The organism is Geodermatophilus sp. SYSU D01180 (assembly GCF_054050415.1).
Genome location: NZ_JBJGZH010000021.1, coordinates 18,869 through 42,836, shown reverse-complemented (window position 1 = coordinate 42,836; position 23,968 = coordinate 18,869). Strand labels below are relative to the sequence as shown.

The following is a 23,968-nucleotide window of genomic DNA, read 5'->3' as shown; positions in this document are numbered from 1 at the left end:
TACGGACGGTCGGCGTTCAGCGGTCGACCAGCCCGTACTCCCGGGCCTCCTCGGTGGACAGCAGCCGCCCGGCGCGCATGTCGGCGGCGACCTGTTCGACGTCGCGACCGGTGGCCCCGGCCAGCCGCTCCTGCAGCCGGCGCAGCCGGCGGGTGTGCTCGGCGGCGAGCACCTCGACGTCCCGGCCGAGGCCGCTGCCCGGCGCCCGCGGCTCGGTCAGCTGGAACAGGGTGTGCGTCCCGGCGGTGCGCCGGTCGGCCACCGCGAGGACGGCGACCGCGGCGCCGGCGATCGTGCCGAGGCAGGTGACGTGCACCGGCGCGCCCATGAGGTCGATCGCGTCGACGAGGACCAGGGCGGCGTCCAGGTCGGCGCTCACCCCCGACAGCCGCAGCTGCACCGGGCCGTCGCCGTCGGCGTCGAGCAGCGCCAGCTCGGCGACCGCCCGGTTGACCGCGTCGGCGTCCAGCTCGCCGGACAGCGTCACCATCCGGTGCTCGACGAGCCGCTCGGCCAGCCAGTCGGGCGACCCGACGACGACGGACATCGTCGTCGCGCCCTGCCCGGGGACGGCGGGCGGCCGGGGCGGCGGCTGCCAGGGGCTGCGCGGGTGGTCCGGGGGCGGCAGCGGGAACGGGGGCTCGGGCGGGAGGGGCGGCCAGGTGCCGGAGGGACGGGTCATCGGGACTCCTCGGACGTGCGGACCTGCCAGTCGACGGTGCGGCCCAGGGCGGCCGCGTAGCGCTCCAGCGTCGACAGCCGCGCGTCCGGCTCCCCGCTCTCCAGGCGGGCGACGGCGGACTGCGACGTCCCCATGCGCGCCGCGACCTGCGTCTGGCTCAGCTCGCTCTCCCGGCGCAGCCGGACCAGCTCCTCGATCAGCCCGCGCCGGCGCTCCCCCCGGTCCTCCAGGCCGGGGAAGCGGCTGCGGCGCGGCGGCGGCACACCGGCGACGGTATGCCTGATCCGCTATGGGCGGGAGGTCCCGCTCAGCGTTCCGCGGTGTGGTGGATGGGCCCCACCGTGCCGGTCAGCCGCTCCCCCGTGCCGCCCCAGCGCCCGGCGATGATCTCCGCGGCGATCGAGACGGCCGTCTCCTCGGGCGTGCGGGCGCCCAGGTCCAGGCCGATCGGCGAGGACAGCCGGGCCAGCTCGGCCTCGGACAGCCCCGCCTCGCGCAGCCGCTCGAGTCGCTCGTCGTGGGTGCGCCGCGAGCCCATCGCGCCGACGTAGGCCACCGGCAGCCGCAGCGCGACCTCCAGCAGCGGGACGTCGAACTTCGGGTCGTGGGTGAGCACGCACAGCACGGTGCGCTCGTCGATCCGCCCGGCGTCGACCTCGGCCTGCAGGTAGCGGTGCGGCCACTCGACGACGACCTCGTGCGCGTCGGGGAAGCGGCGGGCGGTGGCGAACACCGGCCGGGCGTCGCAGACGGTCACCCGGTAGCCGAGGAACGCCCCGACCCGGGCGACGGCGGCGGCGAAGTCGATGGCGCCGAACACGACCATCCGCGCCGGCGGGGCGAACGAGGAGACGAACAGCGTCAGCTCGTCGCCGCGCCGCTCGCCGTCGTGGCCGTAGGTCAGCGTGCCGGTGCGGCCGGCGGCGAGCATGCCGCGGGCGTCGTCGGCGACGGCGTCGTCGAGGCGCTGCAGGCCGAGCGTGCCGGAGCTGCGGTCGGGCCAGAGCACCAGCCGCCGCCCGATCCGGTCCTCGGGTCCGCGCACGCAGGTGACGACGGCGACCGGCTCGTGCCGGCCCACCGACTCGGCGATCTCACCGAGCTCGGGGAAGGACTCGCGCGAGACCGGCTCGACGAACACGTCGAGGATCCCGCCGCAGGTCAGCCCGACGGCGAACGCGTCGTCGTCGCTGACGCCGTAGCGCTCCAGCGTCGGGACGCCGGACTCGACGACGTCCCGCGCCTCCTCGTACACCGCGCCCTCGACGCAGCCGCCGGACACGCTGCCGACCGCCGTCCCGTCGGGACCGACCAGCATCGCCGCCCCGGCCGGCCGCGGCGCGGACCGCCAGGTGGCCACCACCGTCCCCATGCCGACGGTCTCGCCGGCCTGCCACCAGCCGACCAGGTCGTCCAGCACCTCACGCACGCGAGATCACCCCTGAGAGTTCTTCGAACGCGGCCAGGCTGTGCCCGGACACGAACGCGTCGACCGACGGCAGCGCCGCCTGCATCCCACCGGTCAGCGGCTCGTAGCCGGCCCGGCCCTTGTGCGGGTTCACCCAGACGACGGCGTGCGCGAGCCGGCGCAGCCGCGCCATCTGCTCGCGCAGCAGGTCGGGGCTGCCCCGCTCCCACCCGTCGCTGCACACCACGACGACGGCGCCGCGGGCGGTCCCGCGCTGCCCCCACCGGTCCAGGAACGCCTTGAGCACCTCGCCCAGCCGTGTGCCGCCCGACCAGTCGGGGATCGCGCCGCCGGTGGCCGCCAGCGCCCGGTCGGGGTCGCGCAGCCGCATCTCGCGGGTCACCCGGGTCAGCCGGGTGCCGATGGTGAACACCTCGGTCGAGGCCGGCCGGGCGCGCACCGCGGCGTGCGCGAAGCGCAGCAGCGCGTCGGCGTAGGGGCTCATCGAGCCGGAGACGTCGACCAGCAGCACCACCCGCCGCGGCCGCGGCCGGGCCCGCCGGTGCAGCAGCCGGGTCACCTCGCCGCCGTCGCGCAGCGCCCGCCGCACCGTGCGCGCCGGGTGCACCGCGCCGTGCGGCGCCGGCCGGCGGCGGCGGGCCGGGCGCATCGGCGCCGCCGGGCGGACCAGCGCGAACAGCCGTCGCAGGTGCTCGCGCTCGGCCGGCGTCAGGTCGGCGACGTCGCGGTGCCGCAGCACCTCCTCGGCCGAGGCGGCGACGGCGAGGTCCGAGGGCTCCTCGCCCTCCTCGCCGGACCCGCCGCTCTGGTCCAGCGGCGCGGTGACGGCGACCCGCGGGGGCGCGGTGGGACCCGCGGCCGTCCCCCGCCGGGGCGCCTCGCCGCCGAAGTACGCGGCGAAGGCGGCGTCGTAGCGGTCGAGGTCGTCGGGGCCCGAGCACAGCGTCACCCGCCCGGCCCAGTAGACGGCGGTGGCGTCGAGGACGTCGAGCACCGCCACCGCCGACAGCATCGCCTCGACCCGGTCCGGGGAGGCGGCCACCCCGGCGGCGCGCAGCGTCCGGGCGAACCCCAGGACGGTGGCGACGACGTCCCGCTCAGCCACCGCCGAACAGCGCTCCGCGGGCCAGCGCGTGCACCCGGTCGGTGTCCTCGCGGTACTTGAGCACCGCGCCGAGCGTGCGGGCGGCGAGGTCGGGGTCGAGGTCGCGGGCGCCGAGCGCGTGCAGCGCGGTGGCCCAGTCCATCGCCTCGGCGACGCCCGGCGGCTTGAGCAGGTCCAGCGTCCGCAGCTGCGCCGTCGCCCGGGCCACCTCGCGGGCCAGCTGCTCGGTGACCTCGGGCAGCCGGGCGCGCAGGATGGCGACCTCGCGGTCGAAGTCGGGGTGCTGCAGCCAGTGGTAGAGGCAGCGGCGCTTGAGCGCGTCGTGCACCTCGCGGGTGCGGTTGGAGGTGAGCACCACCAGCGGCGGCACCTCGGCGCGCACGGTGCCGAGCTCGGGGATGGAGATGGTGAAGTCCGACAGCACCTCGAGCAGGAAGGCCTCGAACTCGTCGTCGGCGCGGTCGACCTCGTCGACCAGCAGCACGCTCGGGGAGTCCTCCAGCGCCTGCAGCAGCGGCCGGGCGAGCAGGAACCGGCGGTCGTACAGCGAGGCCTCGAGGGCCTCGGTGTCGCCGGTGGCGTGGGCGGCCTCGGCGGCGCGCAGGTGCAGCAGCTGGCGGCCGAAGTCCCAGTCGTAGAGCGCCTGGCTGGCCTCCAGGCCCTCGTAGCACTGCAGGCGGTACAGCGGGCGGCCGGTGACCTCGGCCAGCGCCCGGGCCAGGGCGGTCTTGCCGACGCCGGCCTCGCCCTCGAGGAACAGCGGGCGGCGCATGACCAGCGCCAGGTAGGCGGCGGTGGCCAGGCCCTCGTCGGGGAGGTAGCCGGTGGAGCGGAGCGCCGCGGCCAGCTCGTCGGGTCCGCCGGGCAGGCCGTCGGTCCCGGGGAGCTCGGTCGTGGTCTCGGTCACGCTGCCGAGCATCCCACCTGCGCAGGCGCGCGACACGCCATGGTCCCGGTGCCCGCAACCGTTGCAGACGCCACGGTGGCCGACCGGGAGTCATCGTCTCCGGCCGGCCACCGCCGTCTGGTGCGCCCGGTCAGGACCGGGCCGTGGTGCTGCTACCGGTTCAGCGACCGATCTTGCCGTCGTTGTCGCGGTCCAGGGCGTCCTTGGCCTTCTGCACGAGGCTGCGGTCGTCCCCGGTGGTGCCGGTGGTCGTCCCGGTCGTGGTGCCGGCGACGCCCGCCGTGCCGCCCTCGACCTCGATCTCCTCGCGGCGCACCTGGTCGGAGACCGTCTCCTGCTCGGTCACCGTCTGGGTGTCGAGGCGGACGCGCTCGACCGGCGTGGCCTCCTTGGACACCACGGGGCGCTCGGCGTGCAGGACGACCTCGTGCTCTTCCTCGGAGATGGCCGGCCCGTCCATCGCGTTGCCGATGTTGGCGTCGGTGATGGGCTCGCGCTCGACCCGGACCTCCTCGTGGGAGACGGGGACGGTCTGGCTCACGTTCTCCGTGACGACGTACTTCCGCAGCCGCGCCCGGCCGGCCTCGACGCGCTGGGTGCCCACGTTGAGGTGCTCCTCGGAGCGGGTCATGGCGTTGTCGGTCGTCGGGCCGGACACGTCGTGACCCACGGTGCCCCGGGCCTCGAGGTCGTCGCGGACGCCGTCGCGGTCACGGTCGGTCGCCATCCCGGCGGTGCCGGTGCCGGCCGTCGTCAGGTCCTGCTGGGACCGGGTCTGGTCCAGCGAGTAGGTGCCGGCGGTGCCGACGTCCGTGGTGGTCTGCGTGGTGGTCTGCGTGCCCGAGCCGAAGCCGAGGCCGTAGTACCGGTACAGCTCCTGCTCCTCCTGCGGGGACAGGTGCCCGTCGGTGTCGATCTTCGGGGCGTCCTTGACCTGGGCCTTGCTCACGCGTACGCGCAGGCCCTCGTTGGTCAGGTCGGCGTCCCGCAGCGGGACGAAGGACTCCTTGGTACCGAACAGCCCGGTGCGCACCGTGGCCCACTCCGGCTGACCGGTCTCGTCGTCGAGGTAGACCTCGGAGGCCGAGCCGATCTTCTCGCCGGTCTCGTCGTAGACGTCCTGTCCGATCACGCGGCTGATGGTGTCGGTGCCGATCATCGTCGCTCTCGCTCCCATCTGAGCTGTGGTGTGACGGTCGGTCAGATGGGTGACCGGGCTCGGCGCAGCGAAACGACGGAGATCGACTGGGACGCTTCGGTCGCTGAGCGTGTGCCGCGCCGGTCGTGCGGGATCCGGCGGCCGGGAGCGCGTTTCCGCAGGTCACCGCGGCATTCCTCCATCCCCCGCCGTCGTCGACCCATCGCGACGTCCCGTCACGGTCCGCGATCGGCCGGTTCCCCGGGCGTGTCGCGGCCGCTTCCCCGCGGCCCGCTCGGCGCGTCTGCCGGGCTCGCGCGCGGTCATCGGCTCTCCTGGGAGCCGTGCCGCCGCGTTCCCCCTACGACAACCTGGTGCACCCCCGCACGGTCAAGAAGCCGCCGCCGCAGGTGGCCGCCGAGCGTGACCTCGTCGTCGAGGACCCCAGCTCGGGGTTCGTCGGCGCGGTCGTACGCTGCGAGAAGGACGTCGTCCACCTCGAGGACCGGTTCGGGAAGGTGCGCGCCTACCCCCTCGGCCCGGGCTTCTGGGTCGACGGCCGCCCGGTGGTGCTCGTGCGCCCGACGCCGAAGGGCCCGGTGACGCCGACCCGCAGCGCCTCGGGCTCGACCTACGTGGCCGGTGCGCGCGCCCGTGTCGCCCGTGAGGGCCGGATCTACGTCGAGGGCAAGCACGACGCCGAGCTGGTCGAGAAGGTGTGGGGCCACGACCTGCGCATCGAGGGCGTCGTCGTGGAGCCGCTGCACGGCGTCGACGACCTGCCCGGCATCGTCCGCGAGTTCCGCCCCGGGCAGGGCCGGCGGCTCGGCGTGCTGGTCGACCACCTGGTGCGCGGGTCGAAGGAGTCGCGGATCGCCGAGCAGGTCACCGGCCAGCACGCGCTCGTCGTCGGCCACCCGTTCATCGACATCTGGCAGGCGGTCAAGCCCTCCGTCGTCGGCATCCGCGCCTGGCCGGAGGTGCCGAGGGGTGAGGACTGGAAGACCGGCGTCTGCCGCCGCCTGGGCTGGGAGGACGACACCGGCTACGTGTGGGCGCAGCGCATCCTGGCCCGCGTGCGGACCTGGACCGACCTGGAGCCCGCGCTCATCGGCCGTGTCGAGGAGCTCATCGACTTCGTCACGATGGACTGAGCCCCGAGACGATCACGGCGCCGTGACCGGGCCGGAGGGGTCTCCGGTGGTCACGGCGCCATGATCGCGGTCGGGCGGGGGCGGTCAGCCCGGGATGTAGTCGAACCTGTCCGGGTCCGGGCCGGTGCGCTCGCCGCGGTCGAGGCCGGTGATGGTGGCCATCTGGCCCTCGTCGAGCTCGAAGTCGAACAGCGCGAAGTTCTCCTCGACCCGCGCGCGGGTCACCGACTTCGGGAAGACGACGTCGCCGCGCTGCACGTGCCACCGCAGCACGACCTGGGCCGGCGTGCGGTCCAGCTCCTCCGCGATCGCGACGATCGCCGGGTCGTCGAGGACCTTGCCCTGGGCGATCGGCGACCAGGCCTCGGTGACGATCTCGTGCTCGGCGTCGAAGGCGCGGACCTCGTCGTTGGCGAGGTAGGGGTGCACCTCGATCTGGTTGACCGCCGGGCGCACCTCGGTCTCGGAGAACAGCCGGCGCAGGTGGTGCGGGTTGAAGTTGGAGACGCCGATCGCGCGGCACCAGCCGCCGGCGTAGATCTCCTCCATGGCCTTCCACGTCTCGACGTAGTCGACGTCGATCGTGGGCAGCGGCCAGTGGATCAGGAACAGGTCGAGGTAGTCGAGGCCGAGGTCGGCCATCGTCTGGTCGAAGGCCTTCAGCGCGTCGTCGCGGCGGTGGTAGCCGTTGTTCAGCTTGCTGGTGACGAAGACCTCCGACCGGTCGATGCCGGACTCGCGGACCGCCTGGCCGACCTCCTTCTCGTTGCCGTACATCTCGGCGGTGTCGATGTGCCGGTAGCCGACCTCGAGCGCGGTGCGGGTCGCCTCGGCGGTCTGGTCCGGCGGGATCTGGAACACGCCGAAGCCCAGCTGCGGGATCTCGACGCCGTTGTTCAGGCGGATGGTGGGCACGGTGGCCACGGGCTCTCCCTCTCGGTCGCGGACGGTGGGCGGCGCGCCACTCCACGGCGCACCAGGCCCCCGTGGAGCGCGCCTACCCGCCGACCGCGTCCCCAACCCGTGACGCCCGCCCCTCCGTCGTCCCCGCCGCCGCCGGGCGGCGCAGCAGCGGCGCGCCGAGCAGCGCGAGCCCGGCGGCACCGGCGGCAGCCAGCGCGGGGACGGCGAACGCCGCCCGGGCGCCCCACGCGTCCACCGCCGCGCCGGCCAGCGCCGACCCGGCGGTGACGCCCAGCGTCAGGCCGGTGTTGGTCCAGGACAGCGCCTCGGTGAGCGCGGCCCGCGGCACCCGCGACTCGGCCAGCGACGTCCCGGACACCAGCACCGGCGCGACGGCGAGCCCGGCGAGGAACCCGGCGCCGACCAGCAGCGGCAGCGAGGTCACCGCCCACAGCCCCTGCGCGGCCAGGCCGAAGAAGACCGCCGTCGCGAGGAACCGGGTGGCCAGCGTGCCGCGCAGCCGGGCCACGCCGTAGGCGAGCCCGGCGACCAGGCTGCCGCCGGCGTAGAGCGCGAGCGCCAGCCCGGCCAGCGCGGGCGCGCCCTGCTCCTCGGCGAAGCCCACGACGACGACGTCCATCGCGCCGAACACGGTGCCCACGCCCAGGTAGGTGGCGCAGACCAGCAGCACCGCCGCGTTCAGCGCGGCCGGCCGGCGGTGCCCGCCGCCGGCGGAGGTGGGCACCGCCACGGGCTCGGTGGCCCGCTGCCGCGCCAGCCACAGCCCGCCGACGGTGCCCAGCACGATGCCGGTGGTGAAGCCGGCGGCGGGGGCGACCATCGTGCCGAGCACGGTCACCAGCGGCGGGCCGACGACGAAGACGACCTCGTCGACGACGGACTCGAAGGCGAACGCGGTCTGCCGGCGCTCGGCGTCCTCCAGCGCGGCCGCCCACCGGGCGCGCACCAGCGCGCCGATGTTGGGCAGGCTCGCCCCGGTCAGGCCGGCGAGGGCGAACCACGCCCAGCGCGGGCCGTCGGCCACGACGACGCCGACGAACGCCAGCCCGGTGACGAGGTAGGCCGCCATCGCCGCCTGCAGGACCCGCCCCTGGCCGCGGCGGTCCATGGCGCGGGCCCACTGCGGCCCGCCGACCGAGGCCGCGAGGGCGAGGGTGCCGGAGACGGCGCCGGCCAGGCCGTAGCTGCCGGACTCGCCCTCGACCAGCAGCACCGCGCCCAGGCCGAGCATCGGCAGCGGGAGCCGGGCGACCCACCCGGCGAGGGAGAACCAGACGGCTCCGGGGACGGCGAACAGGCGGCCGTAGGGGCCGAACAGCGTGCGGGGTGACACCGGCTCTTCTCGCGCTTCCTGGCCACAGGCGAGTGCGGGACTGCCCGCCGGACTCTCGGGTGGCGTCCCGACCGTAACAACGGGCACCGACGTCGTCGTCCCGGTTTCCGCCTGCTCGTCCGCCGGCAACCCGGCTGCAACCTCGGCATCCGCACCAGCGGCCCGGGTCCTGTGATCGGCTCCGCGGATGCGGCGGCCCAGCCGCCCCCTGTCGCGGGACGGGGGACGTGATCGGCGTTCCGGATTACATTCGCGACGTGAGTGCCACCCCGCTCCCCGACCCCTGGACCCGTCCGGCCGACGGCGTCCCGGGCAGTGCCGTCCCGGGGAGTGGCGGGCTGGTCGACCGGCACGGCCGGGTCGCCACCGACCTGCGGGTCTCGCTCACCGACCGCTGCAACCTGCGCTGCTCCTACTGCATGCCGCCCGAGGGGCTGCAGTGGCTGCCCAAGGTCGAGCAGCTCACCGACGACGAGGTCGCCCGGCTGGTCCGCATCGGCGTCGAGCAGCTCGGCATCCGCGAGGTCCGCTTCACCGGCGGCGAGCCGCTGCTGCGTCCCGGCCTGGTCGGCATCGTCGAGGCGACGACGGCGCTGCGCCCGCGGCCGGAGGTCAGCCTCACCACCAACGCCATCGGGCTGGCCCGCGTCGCCCCCGCGCTCGCAGCGGCGGGGCTGGACCGGATCAACGTCAGCCTCGACACCCTCGACCGCGACCGCTTCAAGGCCCTGACCCACCGCGACCGGCTCGACGACGTCCTGGCCGGCCTGCAGGCCGCGCAGGACGCGGGGCTCACGCCGGTGAAGGTCAACGCCGTCCTGCTGCGCGGCATCAACGAGGCCGACGCCGTCCCGCTGCTCGACTTCTGCCTGGAGCGCGGCTACCAGCTCCGGTTCATCGAGCAGATGCCGCTCGACGCGCACCACGCCTGGACCCGCGGCGAGATGGTCACCGCGGAGGACATCCTGGAGCGGCTCTCGGCCGCGCACGACCTCACGCCCGACACCGAGGAGCGCGGCTCCGCGCCCGCCGAGCGGTGGCTGGTCGACGGCGGCCCGGCCACGGTCGGCGTGATCGCCTCGGTCACCCGCTCGTTCTGCGGCACCTGCGACCGCACCCGGCTCACCGCCGACGGCCAGGTCCGCAACTGCCTGTTCGCCCGCGAGGAGTCCGACCTGCGGACGGCGATGCGCGAGGGCGCCACCGACGCCGAGCTCGCGGACCGCTGGCGGATCGCCACCCTGGCCAAGCTCCCCGGCCACGGCATCGACGACCCGAGCTTCCTGCAGCCGTCCCGGCCGATGTCGGCCATCGGGGGCTGATCCGGTGCCGGTGACCGTGCGCTACTTCGCCGGCGCCCGCGCCGCGGCCGGCGTGGACACCGAGACCTGCGAGGCCGGCACGCTGCAGGAGCTGGTCGGCCGGATCGTGGACGCCCACGGCGAGCGCCTCGAACGGGTGCTCACCGCCTGCTCGTTCCTGGTCGACGGAACGCAGACCCGCGACCGCGCGTTGGAGCTGTCGCCCGGGGCGGTCGTGGACGTGCTGCCCCCCTTCGCCGGAGGATGACCGCCCCCTCGTGAGCAAGCCTCACCATACGAGCCCTCACCTGCTCTCCCCCGCCATCGAGGTCACCCCGTGATCGAGTGGCTGCTGGTCCTGGTCGGCGTCCTGCTGGTGCTCGCCTGCGCCGCCTTCGTGGCCTTCGAGTTCGCGCTGGTGACCGTCGACCGGGCCACCGTCGAGCGCGAGACCGAGGCCGGCGTCCGCGGGTCCGCGGGCGTCCTCACCGCGCTGCGGACGCTGTCGACCCAGCTGTCCGGCGCCCAGCTCGGCATCACGGTCACCAACCTGGCCATCGGCTTCGTCGCCGAGCCCTCCATCGCCGCGCTGCTGCGCGGGCCGCTGGAGTCGGCCGGCCTGTCCGGCGCCGCGGCCCGGTCGGTGTCGATCACCCTCGCCCTGGTCCTGGCCACCGTGCTGACCATGGTGTTCGGCGAGCTGGTGCCCAAGAACGTGGCGATCAGCGAGCCGCTGCGCACCGCCCGGGCCGTCGCCGGCTTCCAGCGCGGCTTCACGAAGGCCACGTCGCTGGTCATCCGGTTCCTCAACGGCTGGGCCAACGCGATGCTGCGCCGGCTGTTCGGCGTCGAGCCGCAGGAGGAGCTGGCCTCGGCCCGCTCGCCGGAGGAGCTGACCTCGCTGGTCCGCCGCTCGGGCCGGCAGGGCACCCTGCCCGCCGAGACCGCGGTGATGCTCGAGCGCGGGCTGGCCTTCGGTGAGCTGCGCGCCAGCGACGCGGCCACCCCGCGCACCCGCATGACCACAGTCCCCGCCGACGCCCCCGTGGCCGAGGTGCTCACCGCCGCGCGCGACTCGGGGCACTCCCGGTTCCCGGTGGTCGACGACGGCGGCGTCGACGACGTCGTCGGGATGGTCCACGTGAAACACGCCCTCGCCGTCGCCCGCGACCGGCGGGCCGGCACCCCGGTCTCGGCGGTCATGCTGCCGCCGCTGTTCGTCCCCACCTCCCGGCGGCTGGACGACCTGCTCGGCGACCTGCGCCGAGGCGGGCTGCAGATGGCCGTCGTCGTCGACGAGTACGGCGGCACCGACGGCGTGGTGACCATCGAGGACCTCGTGGAGGAGATCGTCGGCGACCTGACCGACGAGCACGACCAGGAGACCGGAGACGACGTCGTCGACCGCGGCGACGGCACCTGGTCGGTGTCCGGGCTGCTGCGGCCCGACGAGGTCGCCGCCGCCACCGGGCTGGCCGTGCCCGCCGACCGGCACTGGGAGACCCTCGGCGGCCTGGTGCTGCACGTGCTCGGCCGGATCCCCGAGGTCGGCGACCGGATCGAGGCGCGGCCCACCCTGCCGCCGGAGCTCGCGGCCGAGGCCGAGGGGCTGCCGGCCGGCGTGTGGGTGCAGGTCGAGCGGGTCGACGGCACCCGCGTCGAGCGGGCCGTCGTCGGCGGCCTGCCGGCGACCACCGGCGATGTCGAGGAGGACGACCGTGGGTGACTGGGTCGGCGTGCTGGTCGCCGTCGTGCTGCTGCTCGCCAACGCGTTCTTCGTCGGCGCGGAGTTCGCGCTCATCTCCGCGCGCCGCTCCTCGATCGAGCCCCTGGCCGAGGCGGGCTCCCGTCGCGCCCGCACCACGCTGGCCGCGATGGAGCGGGTGTCGCTGATGATGGCCGGCGCGCAGCTGGGCATCACCGTCTGCTCGCTGGGGCTGGGCGCCATCGGCGAGCCCGCGGTGGCGCACCTGCTCGAGCCGGTGTTCGAGGCGCTGTCGGTGCCCGAGGCGCTGGTGCACCCGATCTCGTTCGTCATCGCGCTGACCGTCGTCGTCGCGCTGCACGTGGTGATCGGCGAGATGGTGCCGAAGAACCTGGCGCTGGCCGGCCCCGACCGGGCCGCGCTGGTCCTCGCCCCGCTGCTGTCCGGCGTGGTCACGGTGCTCAAGCCGGTGATCGTCACGCTCAACGCGCTGGCCAACGGGGTGCTGCGGCTGCTGCGCGTGCAGCCCAAGGACGAGGTGACCAGCGCCTTCACCCGCGACGAGGTGGCCGGCCTCATCGACGAGTCCCGCGCCGGCGGGCTGCTCGACGAGCGCGGCCACGAGCTGCTCACCGGCGCGCTGCAGCTGGAGGAGCGCGACACCCGATCGGTGCTCATCCCGCGGGCCGCGCTGACCGTCGTCGCGCCGGGCGATGACATCGCCGCCGTCGAGCGCGCCGCGGCCACCACCGGCTTCTCCCGCTTCCCGGTGGCCGACGGCGAGCGGCTGCTCGGCTACGTGCACGTCAAGGACGTGCTGGTCGCCGACGGCGCGCCGGAGCCGCGGGTCCGGGACATCACCCGGCCGCTGCCGCAGGTGGCCGCCGAGGACGACCTGCGCCGCACGCTGGGCGTCATGCAGGCCGGCCGCGCCCAGTTCGCCGCGGTCACCGAGGGCGGCCGCGTGGTCGGCGTCGTCGCGCTCGAGGACATCCTGGAGGAGCTCGTGGGCGAGATCCGGGATGCTGCACACCGGGACTCCGCACACCGGAACGCCGAGAGGACGGGAGCGCGATGAGCTTCATCGAGAAGGCGAAGGCGAAGGCCGAGGAGCTGCTCGGGCGGGCGGAGGAGGTCTACGGCGAGTCGCACGGCGACGCCGCCGCGCAGGTGGCCGGCGAGGCCCACCGGCTGGAGGCCGAGGCCGAGCTGGAGGAGGAGCGCGCCGAGGAGGCCGCGCACGGGCACGGCCACGGGCACGCCGGCCCGACCGACGAGGACGGGCAGGCGCCGGTCCGCTAGCCCGCCAGGCGGAGGGCAACGAGGGCGACGTCGTCCTCGGGCCGGCCCTGCACCAGCCGCTCGATCACCTCGTCGCACAGCTCGTCGAGCGGCCGCCGGGCCAGCTCGGCAACGGCGCCGGTCAGCCGGGCCAGCCCGGTGTCGAGGTCGAGGCCGCGGCGCTCGACGAGCCCGTCGGTGAACAGCAGCACCGTGGAGCCGGGCGCCAGGACCACGGCGCTCTCGGCGCGGGCACTGGCCGGGTCGACGCCGAGCAGCAGGTCGCCGGGGGGCTCGGGCAACTCGACCGGCCGGCCCGCCGGGTCGAGGACCAGCGGCGGGAGGTGGCCCGCGCTGGACCAGCACATCCGCGTCGCCACGCCCTCCCCCGGCAGCCGCTCGAAGCGGGCGACGGCGGCGGTGGCGTAGGTGTCCACGCCGAGGGTCGCCATCGCCTCGTCCAGCCCGCGCAGCACCTCGGCCGGGCCGGCGTCGCTGTAGGCGGCGATGCCGCGCAGCAGCGAGCGCAGCTGGCCCATCGCCGCGGCGGCCGCGGTGTCGTGCCCGACGACGTCGCCGATGACCAGCGTCGTCGCCCCGCCGGGCTGGGGGAAGGCGTCGTACCAGTCGCCGCCGACCCGCGCCGCCTCCGCCGCCGGGGTGTACCGCACCTCGACCGCCCCGAGCCCGGAGCCGCGCGGGTCGGTGAGCAGGCTGCGCTGCAGCGCCTCGGCGAGCTGGTGCTGGCGGGCGAACAGCCGGACGTTGTCCAGCGCCAGGCCCACCCGGCCGGCGACCTCGCGGGCGGTGAGCGGGTCCACCCGGGCGGCGCTGCGGCTCTCGTCGGCGAGGAAGGTCAGCGCGCCGATCACCCGCTCCCGGCCGGGCAGGGGGACGGCGAGCACCGCGGGCGCGCCCAGCTCGCGGTAGAGCCGGGCGGCCTCCTCGTCCTCGATCGCGGCGAGCACCGCGGCACCGTCGGCGGCCACCGTCTCCCCCGCCAGCGCGCGGACCACCGGCGCGGCGGCCGGCATCCCGGGCAGCCGGACGGCGGCGTAGCGGGCCAGCAGCTCGCGGCGAGCGGGGTCACCGTGCCAGGAGCTCAGGTCGCGCGGGCGACCGTCGTCGTCGAGGACGGTGAGCAGGCACGCCTCGCCCAGCTCGGGCACCACCAGCCGCGGGATCCGGCGGACCGCCTCGGCGAGCTCGAGCGTGCCGGTGAGCTCGGAGCCGACCCGGGCCAGCAGGGCGAGCCGGTCCTGCGCGCTCCGGCGGGCGGTGACCTCGGAGAAGTACATGGCCAGGCCGGTCGGCAGCGGGACGGCGCGCACCTCGAACCAGCAGTGGAGCGGCTCGGCGTAGTAGGCCTCGACGCTCTGCGGGGTGCCGGTGGCCATGACCTCGCGGTAGACCCGGCCGAACTCGTCGTCCCGGCTGGCGGGGAAGGACGCCCAGAAGCAGGTGCCGACGAGCTGCTCCCACGTCCGGCCGACCACGGCCTCGCCGTGGACGTTGACGTAGGTGACCCGCCAGTCGGCGTCGACGGCGATGTAGCCCAGGGGCATCGCCTCGAGGACGGGGTCGCGCTCCGGCGGGGGCACGGGCACCTCGCTGTCGTCCGGCCGCTGTGCGCGGGCACACCGGGGGGAGTCCCACCCCACCCTTGGAGTGGGCATCGTTGTGCCACGCGTGCCGCGGCCGGTCAAGCAGCCCGGCCGCACCGGTACCGAGCCGGGACCGGCCTCAGGGGCAGGCGACCCACTCCTCGTCGCCGTCGGTGAAGACCTGGCGCTTCCAGATGGGCAGCCGCTTCTTCACCTCGTCGACGAGCTCGGCGCAGGCGGTGAAGGCCTCCCCGCGGTGGGCCGAGCTGACCGCGCAGGCCAGCGCGACGTCGCCGATGCCCAGCAGGCCGACCCGGTGGGAGACGGCGACCGCGCGGATCCCCGGGCGGGCGGCGAACTCCTCGGCCAGCTCGGTGATCACCTGCGCGGCGGTGGGGTGGCCGACGTACTCCAGCTCGGTCACCGACCGGCCGCCGTCGGTGTCCCGGACGACGCCGGAGAAGGAGACGACGGCGCCCGCACCCGCGTCGGCCACGGCCTGCTCGTGCTCGGCGACCGACAGCGGCTCGTCGACGACCCGGGCGATCAGGTGCCTGGCGATCACGGCGCCGAAGCTACCCCGCCCGGCGGCACGTCGAGGTCCACCGGGTCCGCCAGGCCCGTGCAGTCGACCTCGGTGACCGGGTGCGCGGCCAGGTAGCGGCGGGCGCCCTCGTCGCCGGTCGCCGTCTCCGCCACCCCGGCCCAGTGGTCGCGCCCGAGCAGCACCGGGTGCCCGCGGACGCCGTCGTAGGTGGCGACCGCCAGCGCGTCCGGGGCGGCGTGCGCGGCCAGCTGCGCCAGCGCCTCCGGGGTCATCCCGGGCATGTCGACCAGCGTGACCAGGGCGGCGTCGACCCGTCCCGGCCAGCCCCGCAGCCCGTCCAGGCCGGTGTGCAGGCTCGAGGCCATGCCGCTCTCCCAGTCGCGGTTGGCGAGCACGGTGGCGCCGGTGAGGTCGGCGGTCCGCCACACGTCGACCGCGCGGGCGCCCAGGACGACGAGCACCGGGTCGCACACCGCGCGCGCCGTCCGCACCGCCCGCTCGACCAGCAGGCTGCCGTCGTACTCGACCAGCGCCTTGGGCATGCCGTAGCGCCGTCCCCCGCCCGCGGCGAGGACCAGCCCGGCGACCGTCGTCATGGCCCCAGCCTCCCCCGCGCGGGGTGCCGTCCGTCCACGGGGCGGGGCGATGAGTTCCGGTGTCGGGCACGGTCTCCCCGAGGCGCCCCCCGACGGGCGCCACGACCGGACGACGGAGGGATCGGGATGACCGCGAACGGGGACGGGCAGCAGCTCCAGGACTGGACGGCGCGGACGTACGACGGCCTCGCCGACCTGCTGGACTCCGGCACACCCGGGACCTGGGACGCCCCGTCGCTGTGCGCGGGGTGGCGGGTCCGGCACGTGGCGGCGCACGTGACCATGCCGGTGCGGCTGACGGCCGAGCGGTTCGGGGCCGAGATGGCGGCGGCGGGCGGCGACTTCGGCGTGCTGTCGGACACCGTGGCGGCCCGCGACGCCACCCTGCCGGCGGGTGAGCTCCTGGACGCCCTGCGCTCGCCGGTGCTGCACGGGTGGCAGCCGCCGGGCGGCGGCGCCGTCGGCGCCCTCAGCCACGCCGTCATCCACTCGCTGGACGTCACGGTCGCGCTCGACCGGCCGCCGGTCGCGCCGGCCGAGGCGGTGAGGGCCGTCCTCGACTCCCTCGTCGCCGCGGACGGCGCGGTCTTCGGGATCGACCTCACCGGCGTCCGCCTCGAGGCCACCGACACGGCGTGGAGCCGGGGGGACGGCGCGGTCGTCCGCGCGGACACCGGCGCGCTGGTCGCCCTGCTGGGCGGCCGCACGCTCCCCGACGGCCGCGTGCTGCCCCGCCGCTGACCCGGCTGCCGTCGTCCCGGGCGCAGCCCTCCCGGACCGACAGAAATGGCCAATCCTGCCGTCTCAGCGGGCGTAGACGGCGACCTCGGAGGCCTTGACCACCGCCCACACCGGCGAGCCGGGCGCCAGGCCGAGCTCGGCGAAGGCGGTCGCGGTGACGTCGGCGACCAGCGGCACCTCGCCGTCGAGCTCGCAGCGCACCGTGGCGCCGTGCGGCGTCGCCCCGGCCACCCGCGCCGGCCAGACGTTGCGCGGGCTGCCCTCGGGCCGGGCCGGGTACAGCGCCACCGACTCCGGGCGGACGGCGACGAACACCGGTCCCGCGGTCTCCTCGGCCACCGCCACCACGCCGCCGCCGTCGAGCCGCACCGCCGTCCCCTCCCCCGTGCCCGGCAGCAGGGACAGCCCGACCAGCCGCGCGACGTAGTCGGTGCGGGGGTGCCGGCTGACGTCGGACGGCGTCCCGGCCTGCACCACCCGGCCGTCCTCGACCACCACGACCCGGTCGGCCAGCGCCATGGCGTCCACCGGGTCGTGGGTGACCAGCACGGTGCTGCCGCCGTAGTCGGCCAGGTGCCGGCGCAGCTCCGCGCGGACGGCGAGCCGGGTGCGGGCGTCCAGCGCCGACAGCGGCTCGTCGAGCAGCAGCAGCGCCGGGTCGCCGACCAGCGCGCGGGCCAGGGCCGCCCGCTGCGCCTGCCCGCCGGACAGCTGCGCGGGCCGCCGGTCGCCGAGGCCGGCCAGGCCGACGCGCTCGGTCCACGCGGCCGCGGCCCGGCGCGCCTGCGCCTTCGACGCCCCGCGGGTGCGCGGCCCGAACGCCACGTTGTCCAGCACGGACAGGTGCGGGAAGAGCAGGTGGTCCTGGAACACCATCCCGAGCGGGCGCCGGTGCGCGGGCAGCTGCACGCCGGCGTCGACGTCGTCCCACACGGTCCCGTCGACGGCGACCCGCCCGCCGTCGGGCGGCAGCAGGCCGGCCAGCACCCGCAGCAGCGTGGACTTGCCCGCGCCGTTGGGGCCCAGGACGGCGAGCACCTCGCCGTCGGGCACGTCGAGGGCGACGTCGACAGTCACCGGGCCGCGGCGGACGCGGACCCGCGCCTCCAGGGTCACGGGGCCACCCCCGTGCGCCCCAGCCAGCGGTCGCGCAGGAGCAGCAGGGTGGCCACCGAGACCGCCAGCAGCACCAGCGACAGCACGATCGCCGCGTCCGGGTCGCGCTGCAGCGCGAGGTAGACCGCGAGCGGCATCGTCTGCGTCGTCCCGGGGAAGTTGCCGGCGAAGGTGATCGTCGCCCCGAACTCGCCCAGCGCCCGCGCCCAGCACAGCACCGCGCCGGCGGCGACGCCCGGCGCCACCAGCGGCAGGGTGACCCGGCGGAAGGTGGTCCAGCGGTCGGCGCCCAGGGTGGCCGCGGCGTCCTCGAACCGGGCGTCGGCGGCCCGCAGCGCGCCTTCGACGCTGACCACGAGGAACGGCATCGCCACGAACGTCTCGGCGAGGACCACCGCGGCGGTGGTGAACGGGATGGTGATCCCGAACGCCTCGTCGAGCCAGCGCCCGACGATCCCCTGGCGGCCCAGCACGAGGAACAGCGCGACGCCGCCGACCACCGGCGGGAGCACCAGGGGCACGGTCACCAGGGCGCGCAGCACCGCCCGCCCGCGGGCGCGGGAGCGGGCCAGCACCCAGGCCAGCGGCACACCGAGGACGACGGAGACCAGCGTGGCCAGCGTCGCGGACACCAGCGACAGCCGCAGCGCCTGCCCGACGCCGGGCTCGGCGAGCAGCGCCGGCACCTGCGGCCAGGGCGCGCGGACGAGCAGCCCGACCAGGGGCAGGACGAGGAAGGCGACGGCGAGGGCGGCGGGGACCAGCAGCGGCGCCGGCGTGCGGGCGCGCCTCACGGCGCCCGGAAGCCCGCGTCCCCGAGCGCGCGCCGCCCCTCCCCGGACAGGACCAGGTCGACGAAGGCCCGCGCCGCCTCCGGGTTGGGGGCGCCGGCCAGCGTGCACAGCGGGTAGTCGTTGACCGCGCCCTCCGCCTCCGGGAAGGACACGCCCTCGACGGCGTCCCCGGCGGCGACGACGTCGGTGGCGTAGACCAGCGCGGCGTCGACCTCGCCGAGCTCCACCTTGGTCAGCGCGGCGCGGACGTCCTCCTCCTGCGTGTCCGGCCGGGGCGTCACGCCCGCGGCGGCGAGGACGTCCTCCGCGGCCGCGCCGCACGGCACCTCCGGCGCGCAGACGGCGATCGTGAGGTCCTCGCGCGCGAAGTCGGCCAGCCCGGTGACCCCGGCCGGGTTGCCGGCGGGGACGGCGATCCGCAGGACGTTGGCGGTGAACACGGTCGGGTCGCCGTCGGCGAGGCCGGCGTCGGTGACCACCGACATCTGGGTGCCGTTGGCCGAGGCGAAGACGTCGGCCGGGGCGCCCTGGGTCAGCTGGGTGGCCAGCGCCGAGCTGCCGGCGAAGTTGAACTGGACGGTCAGCCCGTCGTGCTCGTCCTCCAGCCGCTGCCCGAGGACGGTGAAGACGTCGGTCAGCGAGGCGGCGGCGAAGACGGTGAGCGTGCCGGTGGGGCCGTCGTCGTCCCCGGCCGTGCTCGCGCCGGCCCCTCCCCCGCACCCGGCGGCGCCGAGCGCCACCGCGACCAGCACCGCACCGAGCCGTCGTCCCCGCATGCGCGGGACACTAGCCCCTCCGGGTCCGCAGGTGCGGGCCTCCTACGGGACGTCGACACTCACCTGCGTCGCCTTGACCGTGGCGACGGCGCGGACGCCGACCTCGAGGCCCAGCTCGTCGGCCGCCTCCCGGGACATGAGCGAGACCAGGCGGAACGGCCCGGCCTGGATCTCCACCTGGGCCATGACCGTGTCGCGCAGGACCCGGGTGACGATGCCGGCGAGCCGGTTGCGCGCCGAGGAGCCGCGGGTGGTGCCGGGCTCGGGCGCCTCGTGCAGCTCGGTGGCCAGGCGGGCCAGGTCGGCGCCGTCGACGTGCGCGGGCCCGCCGCCCTGGCGCGACGCCGGCAGCCGGCCGCTGTCGATCCACCGGCGCACCGTGTCGTCGCTGACCCCGAGCAGCGCCGCGGCCTCGGCGATCCGGTAGCTCGCGCTCACGCCGGGGACCCTACGTGCGCGGCGCGTGCACACACCGCCGCCCACGGAGCCCCGTCGGCGCGATCCGTGCACACCGCGCCGCCGTGGGCATGGCGACACCCCGTGTCCCGTTTGCCGATCCCGGCGCCCGGGCAGCGGCAGCCGGTGTCACGCACCCCCAGCGACAACCCCGCCGGCGGCTCGGCCGCGGTCCGCACCCGCCGGCTCCGCGAGGTCTCCCGCCACGTCCTCGGCTTCGAGGAGTTCCGCCCCGGCCAGGAGCGGGCCATGCAGGCCGTGCTGTCCGGCCGGGACACGCTGGCGGTGCTCCCGTCCGGCGCCGGCAAGAGCGCGGTCTACCAGGTCGCCGGGCAGCTGCTCGACGGCCCGGTCGTCATCGTCTCGCCGCTGATCGCCCTGCAGCGCGACCAGGTGGAGCGGCTGGAGGAGCTCGGCGACGACGCCGGCCGCGCCGCGCAGCTGAACTCCAGCCTGTCCGCCGGCGACCAGCGCGCCGCGCTCGAGGGCCTGGCCGACGGGACGGTCCGCTTCCTCCTCCTCGCCCCCGAGCAGCTGACCAAGCCCGAGGTGGTCGACGCGATCCGCGAGGCCGGCGTGGCGCTGTTCGTCGTCGACGAGGCGCACTGCGTCTCCGCCTGGGGCCACGACTTCCGCCCCGACTACCTGCGTCTCGGGCAGGTGGTCGAGCAGCTGGACCACCCGACGGTCCTCGCCCTGACCGCCACCGCCGCCCCGCCGGTGCGCGCCGAGATCGTCGAGCGGCTGTCGATGCGCGACCCCGAGGTCGTCGTCGCCGGGTTCGACCGGCCGGAGATCCGGCTCGAGGTCGACCACCACGCCGACGCCACCGCCAAGCGCAACGCCGTCGTCGACCGCACGGTCGCCGAGGTCGAGGCCGGCCGCGGCCCCGGCATCGTCTACAGCGCCACCCGCAAGGGCACCCTCGAGGTCGCCGACGCCCTCACCGAGCGGGGGCTGCAGGCGCGGCCGTACCACGCGGGCCTGAGGAAGGGCGAGCGCGAGGACACCCAGCGCGCGTGGATGGAGGACGAGCTCGACGTCGTCGTCGCCACCACCGCGTTCGGGATGGGCATCGACAAGCCCGGCACCCGGTTCGTCGTCCACGCCGAGCCCGCCGACTCGATCGACAGCTACTACCAGGAGATCGGCCGGGCCGGCCGCGACGGCGAGCCCGCGCTCGCGGTGCTCGTCTACCGGCAGGAGGACCTCGGCCTGCGCCGCTTCTTCGCCGCCGGCGCCCCCGCCGAGGAGGAGCTGCAGCAGGTCGCCGGGCTGGTCGCCGCCGCGCCCGCCGCGGGCGTCGAGGACGGCGTCGACGTCAGGAAGCTGCGCGAGGAGACCGGCCGCGGCGCCACCCCGCTGGCCCGCGACCTCAACCTGCTGGAGCAGGTGTCGGCCGTCGTCCTCGACGAGGAGGGCGCCGCGCACCCCGCCGAGGGCGCACCGCCCCCCGGCGAGGCGGCCGCCGCCGCGCGCGAGCTCGCCGAGCACCACGAGCGGGTCGACCAGAGCCGCGTCGAGATGATGCGCGGCTACGCCGAGACCACGGAGTGCCGCCGCCAGTACCTGCTCGGCTACTTCGGCGAGCAGCTCGAGGAGCCCTGCGGCAACTGCGACAACTGCTCGGCCGGCACCTCCCGCGAGCAGCCGGCCGGCGACGACGCCGACACCCCGTTCGCTCCCGAGACCCCCGTGACGCACACCGAGTGGGGCCCCGGCGTGGTCATGCGGGTGGAGGACGACCGCGTCGTCGTCCTGTTCGAGGAGGTCGGCTACAAGACCCTGGCGCTCAGGGCAGTCGAGGCCAACGACCTGCTGCAGGTCCGCGGCGCATGACGGAGCGGCGACCGCATCGGGTGCTCACCCTGCGGGACCGACGCCGTGCCTCGAAGATCAGCCGCAGAGAGCCGGGCACCGCGCCCGGTGCGGGAGGAGTGCGCTCGTGAAGGTCCTCGGCATCAACGCCATCTACCACGACCCGGCGGCGGCGCTCGTCGTCGACGGCAGGGTCGTGGCCGCGGCCGAGGAGGAGCGCTTCAGCCGGCGCAAGCACGGCAAGCGCCCGCTGCCCTGGAGCGCCTGGGAGCTGCCCGAGCTGTCCGCCGCGTGGTGCCTCGAGCACGCCGGCATCCGCCCGGAGGAGCTCGACGCCGTCGCCTACTCCTTCGACCCGGCGCTCATGGGCACGCCGGAGGACTCGGGCCTGTTCGACGACGGCGACACGATGCGCAAGCGGTACGCCGAGATGGCGCCGGACTTCCTCGCGCACGCCCTCCCCGGCCTGGACCCCGCCAAGGTCCGCTTCGTCAAGCACCACGTCGCGCACGCGGCCTCCGCCGGCAAGGCCGCGCCGCAGCGCGACAACGCCGTCCTGGTGCTCGACGGCCGCGGCGAGGCGCACAGCCACCTCGCCGGCCGCTACGTCGACGGGCAGCTGGAGGTCCTGGCGGGGCAGTCGCTCCCCCACTCCCTCGGCCTGGTGTACGAGGAGCTCACCGACCACCTGGGCTTCCTGCGCAGCTCCGACGAGTTCAAGGTCATGGCGATGGCCTCCTACGGCAAGCCGCGCTTCCTCGGCGAGCTGTCCGAGCTCATCCGCGCCACCGGCGACGGCGGCTTCCGCACCGAGCGGATCGACTTCTCCGAGTTCGCGCCGCGCCTGGGCAAGGACGAGCAGTGGACCGAGGACCACGCCGACCTCGCCGCCAGCGTGCAGACCCGGCTGGAGGAGGTGCTGGTCGACCTCGCCCGCTGGGTGCACGAGCAGACCGGCGAGAAGACGCTCACCATGGCCGGCGGCACCGCGCTCAACTGCGTGGCCAACACCCGCATCCTCGCCGAGAGCCCGTTCGAGCAGGTCTGGGTCCAGCCGGCCGCGGGCGACGCCGGCACGGCCCTCGGCGCCGCCCTGCACGTCGCCGCCGAGCTCGGCGAGCGCACCGAGCCGATGCCCGGCGCGGCGCTGGGCCGCGGCTGGGGCGACGACGAGATCGAGCGCTGGCTGCAGACCGCCGCCATCGACTACGAGCGTCCCGACGACGTCGCCGAGGCCGTCGCCGAGGTGCTCGCGGACAACGGGATCGTGGCCTGGTTCCAGGGCCGCAGCGAGTACGGCCCGCGGGCGCTGGGCCACCGCTCCCTGCTCGCCCACCCCGGCTTCGAGGCCAACCTCGAGCGGATGAACGACGTCAAGGGCCGCGAGCAGTTCCGTCCCGTGGCGCCGATGGTGCTGCTGGAGAAGGCGCCGGAGATCTTCAGCCGCGGGCCGATCCCCTCGCCGTACATGCTCTTCGTGCACGACGTCGCCCCGGAGTGGAAGGACCGCATCCCCACGGTCACCCACGTCGACGGCACCGCGCGCATCCAGACGATCGACCCGGAGACCGAGCCGCTGGTGCACCGGATGATCTCGGCGTTCGAGCGGCGCACCGGGCTGCCGGTGGTGGTCAACACCAGCCTCAACACCGCCGGGCGGCCGATGGTCGACGACCCGCGCGACGCCCTGGAGTGCTTCGGCTCGGCCCCGGTCGACCTGCTGGCCATCGGCCCGTTCGTCGTCCGCCGGCCGAAGCGGACGCCGCGTCCCTGAGCGCTCCTCCCGCAGGGCCCCGCGCCGCCGGCGCGGGGCCCTGCGCGTTCTCCGCCCTCCATCGGGTGACCGGCGAACCGGAACGCCCGCGGCGTCCGAACGCCCGGTGCACCGCCCGCCGCGACGGTGACGATCCGGCAACGGTCCTCCCCCGGACGAGGGGTCTCCCGTTGGCGCCCGTCACCCCGGGGTAGGCGGCCACCCTGCCCGCCACCAGGCGGCGACTCGTCCACACACGGAGGAACCAATGGCCACCACGGGGAACACCGGCGCCCGGCCGGCGATGGCCTGGCCCCAGACGCTCGGTCTCGCCTTCGGCGTCGTCTACCTGCTCGTCGGCATCGTCGGCTTCTTCATCACCGGCTTCGACGGCTTCGCCAGCAACGGACAGGACGAGATGCTCCTGTTCTTCATGATCAACCCGCTGCACAACGTCGTGCACGTCGTGATCGGCCTGGCCGGCATCCTGCTGTCCCGCACGCTGGCCGGCGCCCGCACCTACGGCTGGCTGCTCGCCGTCGGCTACGCCGCGGCCTTCGTCTACGGCCTGGCCGCCATCGGCAAGGACTGGGACTTCCTCAACATCAACGCCGCGGACAACGTGCTGCACGTCGCCACCGCCGTCATCGGCCTGGTGATCGCGCTCGGCCCGGTCAACTCGGCCGTCCGCGCCTCGCGCGCCTAGTGGGAGGCCCCCCGCCCCCCTCGCAGGCTCGAGGCGGGGCCCTGGACGGGGGCCGTTCCGGCACGTCACCAGGGGCCGGGCGCCCGCCACGCGGCGGGTGCC

25 protein-coding genes and 1 pseudogene are annotated in these 23,968 nt (G+C 75.8%); 10 read left to right on the top strand and 16 right to left on the bottom strand.

Annotation, left to right across the window (positions count from 1 at the left end; genetic code table 11):
• Positions 1-16: 16 nt before the first annotated feature.
• The 6 genes from ACI8AA_RS17800 to ACI8AA_RS17775 all read right to left on the bottom strand — a co-directional run bounded on the left by ACI8AA_RS17800 (position 17) and on the right by ACI8AA_RS17775 (position 5,282).
• Positions 17-682 (bottom strand): ATP-dependent Clp protease proteolytic subunit, encoded by a 666-nt coding sequence (locus tag ACI8AA_RS17800; RefSeq protein WP_457045724.1) that lies wholly within the window; start codon positions 680-682, stop codon positions 17-19.
• Positions 679-945, bottom strand: a complete 267-nt coding sequence (locus tag ACI8AA_RS17795; protein WP_457045723.1) for a helix-turn-helix domain-containing protein — start codon at positions 943-945, stop codon at positions 679-681. The genes ACI8AA_RS17800 and ACI8AA_RS17795 overlap by 4 nt, the downstream gene beginning before the upstream one ends.
• A 44-nt stretch (positions 946-989) precedes the next feature.
• Entirely contained in the window at positions 990-2,111 is a 1,122-nt protein-coding gene (locus tag ACI8AA_RS17790; RefSeq protein ID WP_457045722.1) for an XdhC family protein, read from the bottom strand.
• Entirely contained in the window at positions 2,104-3,216 is a 1,113-nt protein-coding gene (locus ACI8AA_RS17785) for a vWA domain-containing protein (RefSeq protein WP_457045721.1), read from the bottom strand. Before ACI8AA_RS17785 ends, ACI8AA_RS17790 begins: the two co-directional genes overlap by 8 nt.
• Positions 3,209-4,123 (bottom strand): AAA family ATPase, encoded by a 915-nt coding sequence (locus ACI8AA_RS17780; protein WP_457045720.1) that lies wholly within the window; start codon positions 4,121-4,123, stop codon positions 3,209-3,211. The genes ACI8AA_RS17785 and ACI8AA_RS17780 overlap by 8 nt, the downstream gene beginning before the upstream one ends.
• Positions 4,124-4,283: 160 nt before the next feature.
• Positions 4,284-5,282 (bottom strand): DUF2382 domain-containing protein, encoded by a 999-nt coding sequence (locus tag ACI8AA_RS17775; protein ID WP_457045719.1) that lies wholly within the window; start codon positions 5,280-5,282, stop codon positions 4,284-4,286.
• Between the two features lie 323 nt (positions 5,283-5,605).
• On the opposite strand from ACI8AA_RS17775, the gene ACI8AA_RS17770 reads away from it, so the two are divergent.
• Positions 5,606-6,415, top strand: coding sequence for a DUF3097 domain-containing protein (locus ACI8AA_RS17770; RefSeq protein ID WP_457045718.1), 810 nt, complete (start codon positions 5,606-5,608; stop codon positions 6,413-6,415).
• An 84-nt stretch (positions 6,416-6,499) separates the two neighbouring features.
• Here the strand turns inward: ACI8AA_RS17770 and ACI8AA_RS17765 are convergent, their stop codons facing one another.
• A complete protein-coding gene (locus ACI8AA_RS17765; RefSeq protein WP_457045717.1) occupies positions 6,500-7,339 on the bottom strand; it encodes an aldo/keto reductase in 840 nt (279 codons plus the stop codon).
• 73 nt (positions 7,340-7,412) lie between these two features.
• Positions 7,413-8,672, bottom strand: a complete 1,260-nt coding sequence (locus ACI8AA_RS17760) for an MFS transporter (RefSeq protein ID WP_457045716.1) — start codon at positions 8,670-8,672, stop codon at positions 7,413-7,415.
• 257 nt (positions 8,673-8,929) lie between these two features.
• On the opposite strand from ACI8AA_RS17760, the gene moaA reads away from it, so the two are divergent.
• The 5 genes from moaA (at position 8,930) to ACI8AA_RS17735 (ending at position 12,980) form a co-directional block, all read left to right on the top strand.
• A complete protein-coding gene (gene moaA / locus ACI8AA_RS17755) occupies positions 8,930-9,994 on the top strand; it encodes a GTP 3',8-cyclase MoaA (protein ID WP_457045715.1) in 1,065 nt (354 codons plus the stop codon).
• A 4-nt stretch (positions 9,995-9,998) separates the two neighbouring features.
• Positions 9,999-10,241, top strand: a complete 243-nt coding sequence (locus ACI8AA_RS17750) for a MoaD/ThiS family protein (protein WP_457045714.1) — start codon at positions 9,999-10,001, stop codon at positions 10,239-10,241.
• A 69-nt stretch (positions 10,242-10,310) separates the two neighbouring features.
• Positions 10,311-11,699, top strand: a complete 1,389-nt coding sequence (locus ACI8AA_RS17745) for a hemolysin family protein (protein WP_457045713.1) — start codon at positions 10,311-10,313, stop codon at positions 11,697-11,699.
• On the top strand, positions 11,692-12,756 hold the full coding sequence (locus ACI8AA_RS17740) for a hemolysin family protein (RefSeq protein WP_457045712.1): 1,065 nt from the start codon (positions 11,692-11,694) through the stop codon (positions 12,754-12,756). Before ACI8AA_RS17745 ends, ACI8AA_RS17740 begins: the two co-directional genes overlap by 8 nt.
• Positions 12,753-12,980, top strand: coding sequence for a hypothetical protein (locus tag ACI8AA_RS17735; protein ID WP_457045711.1), 228 nt, complete (start codon positions 12,753-12,755; stop codon positions 12,978-12,980). The genes ACI8AA_RS17740 and ACI8AA_RS17735 overlap by 4 nt, the downstream gene beginning before the upstream one ends.
• Here the strand turns inward: ACI8AA_RS17735 and ACI8AA_RS17730 are convergent.
• The 3 genes from ACI8AA_RS17730 to ACI8AA_RS17720 all read right to left on the bottom strand — a co-directional run bounded on the left by ACI8AA_RS17730 (position 12,977) and on the right by ACI8AA_RS17720 (position 15,706).
• Positions 12,977-14,566, bottom strand: a complete 1,590-nt coding sequence (locus ACI8AA_RS17730; protein WP_457045710.1) for a SpoIIE family protein phosphatase — start codon at positions 14,564-14,566, stop codon at positions 12,977-12,979. The two genes, ACI8AA_RS17735 and ACI8AA_RS17730, sit on opposite strands and share 4 nt — an antisense overlap.
• 136 nt (positions 14,567-14,702) lie before the next feature.
• Positions 14,703-15,128: a molybdenum cofactor biosynthesis protein MoaE gene (locus tag ACI8AA_RS17725; protein ID WP_457045709.1), complete on the bottom strand. Its 426-nt coding sequence runs from the start codon at positions 15,126-15,128 to the stop codon at positions 14,703-14,705.
• Positions 15,125-15,706 carry a nucleotidyltransferase family protein gene (locus ACI8AA_RS17720; RefSeq protein WP_457045708.1) on the bottom strand — a complete coding sequence of 194 codons (582 nt, stop codon included), beginning with the start codon at positions 15,704-15,706 and terminating at the stop codon, positions 15,125-15,127. Before ACI8AA_RS17720 ends, ACI8AA_RS17725 begins: the two co-directional genes overlap by 4 nt.
• 126 nt (positions 15,707-15,832) lie before the next feature.
• On the opposite strand from ACI8AA_RS17720, the gene ACI8AA_RS17715 reads away from it, so the two are divergent.
• The gene (locus ACI8AA_RS17715) at positions 15,833-16,447 is read left to right on the top strand and encodes a maleylpyruvate isomerase family mycothiol-dependent enzyme (RefSeq protein ID WP_457045707.1); all 615 of its coding nucleotides are present in this window, start codon (positions 15,833-15,835) and stop codon (positions 16,445-16,447) included.
• 63 nt (positions 16,448-16,510) lie between these two features.
• Here the strand turns inward: ACI8AA_RS17715 and ACI8AA_RS17710 are convergent, their stop codons facing one another.
• From ACI8AA_RS17710 to ACI8AA_RS17690, 5 genes and pseudogenes are all read right to left on the bottom strand, one after another.
• Entirely contained in the window at positions 16,511-16,966 is a 456-nt protein-coding gene (locus ACI8AA_RS17710) for a TOBE domain-containing protein (protein WP_457045764.1), read from the bottom strand.
• Positions 16,967-17,086: 120 nt separating this feature from the next.
• Positions 17,087-17,605: pseudogene (locus tag ACI8AA_RS17705) on the bottom strand (ATP-binding cassette domain-containing protein); the annotation flags it as partial.
• The gene (gene modB, locus ACI8AA_RS17700) at positions 17,560-18,357 is read right to left on the bottom strand and encodes a molybdate ABC transporter permease subunit (protein ID WP_457045706.1); all 798 of its coding nucleotides are present in this window, start codon (positions 18,355-18,357) and stop codon (positions 17,560-17,562) included. The gene modB and the pseudogene ACI8AA_RS17705, both read right to left, overlap by 46 nt.
• Positions 18,354-19,133, bottom strand: coding sequence for a molybdate ABC transporter substrate-binding protein (gene modA / locus ACI8AA_RS17695; RefSeq protein WP_457045705.1), 780 nt, complete (start codon positions 19,131-19,133; stop codon positions 18,354-18,356). Before modA ends, modB begins: the two co-directional genes overlap by 4 nt.
• Positions 19,134-19,175: 42 nt before the next feature.
• Positions 19,176-19,571: a TOBE domain-containing protein gene (locus tag ACI8AA_RS17690; protein ID WP_457045704.1), complete on the bottom strand. Its 396-nt coding sequence runs from the start codon at positions 19,569-19,571 to the stop codon at positions 19,176-19,178.
• 144 nt (positions 19,572-19,715) lie between these two features.
• Between ACI8AA_RS17690 and ACI8AA_RS17685 the strand changes: the two genes are divergently transcribed.
• From ACI8AA_RS17685 to ACI8AA_RS17675, 3 genes are all read left to right on the top strand, one after another.
• On the top strand, positions 19,716-21,428 hold the full coding sequence (locus ACI8AA_RS17685) for a RecQ family ATP-dependent DNA helicase (RefSeq protein ID WP_457045703.1): 1,713 nt from the start codon (positions 19,716-19,718) through the stop codon (positions 21,426-21,428).
• A 106-nt stretch (positions 21,429-21,534) separates the two neighbouring features.
• The gene (locus ACI8AA_RS17680) at positions 21,535-23,181 is read left to right on the top strand and encodes a carbamoyltransferase family protein (RefSeq protein ID WP_457045702.1); all 1,647 of its coding nucleotides are present in this window, start codon (positions 21,535-21,537) and stop codon (positions 23,179-23,181) included.
• Positions 23,182-23,428: 247 nt separating this feature from the next.
• Positions 23,429-23,866 carry a DUF4383 domain-containing protein gene (locus ACI8AA_RS17675; protein WP_457045701.1) on the top strand — a complete coding sequence of 146 codons (438 nt, stop codon included), beginning with the start codon at positions 23,429-23,431 and terminating at the stop codon, positions 23,864-23,866.
• Positions 23,867-23,968: the final 102 nt, after the last annotated feature.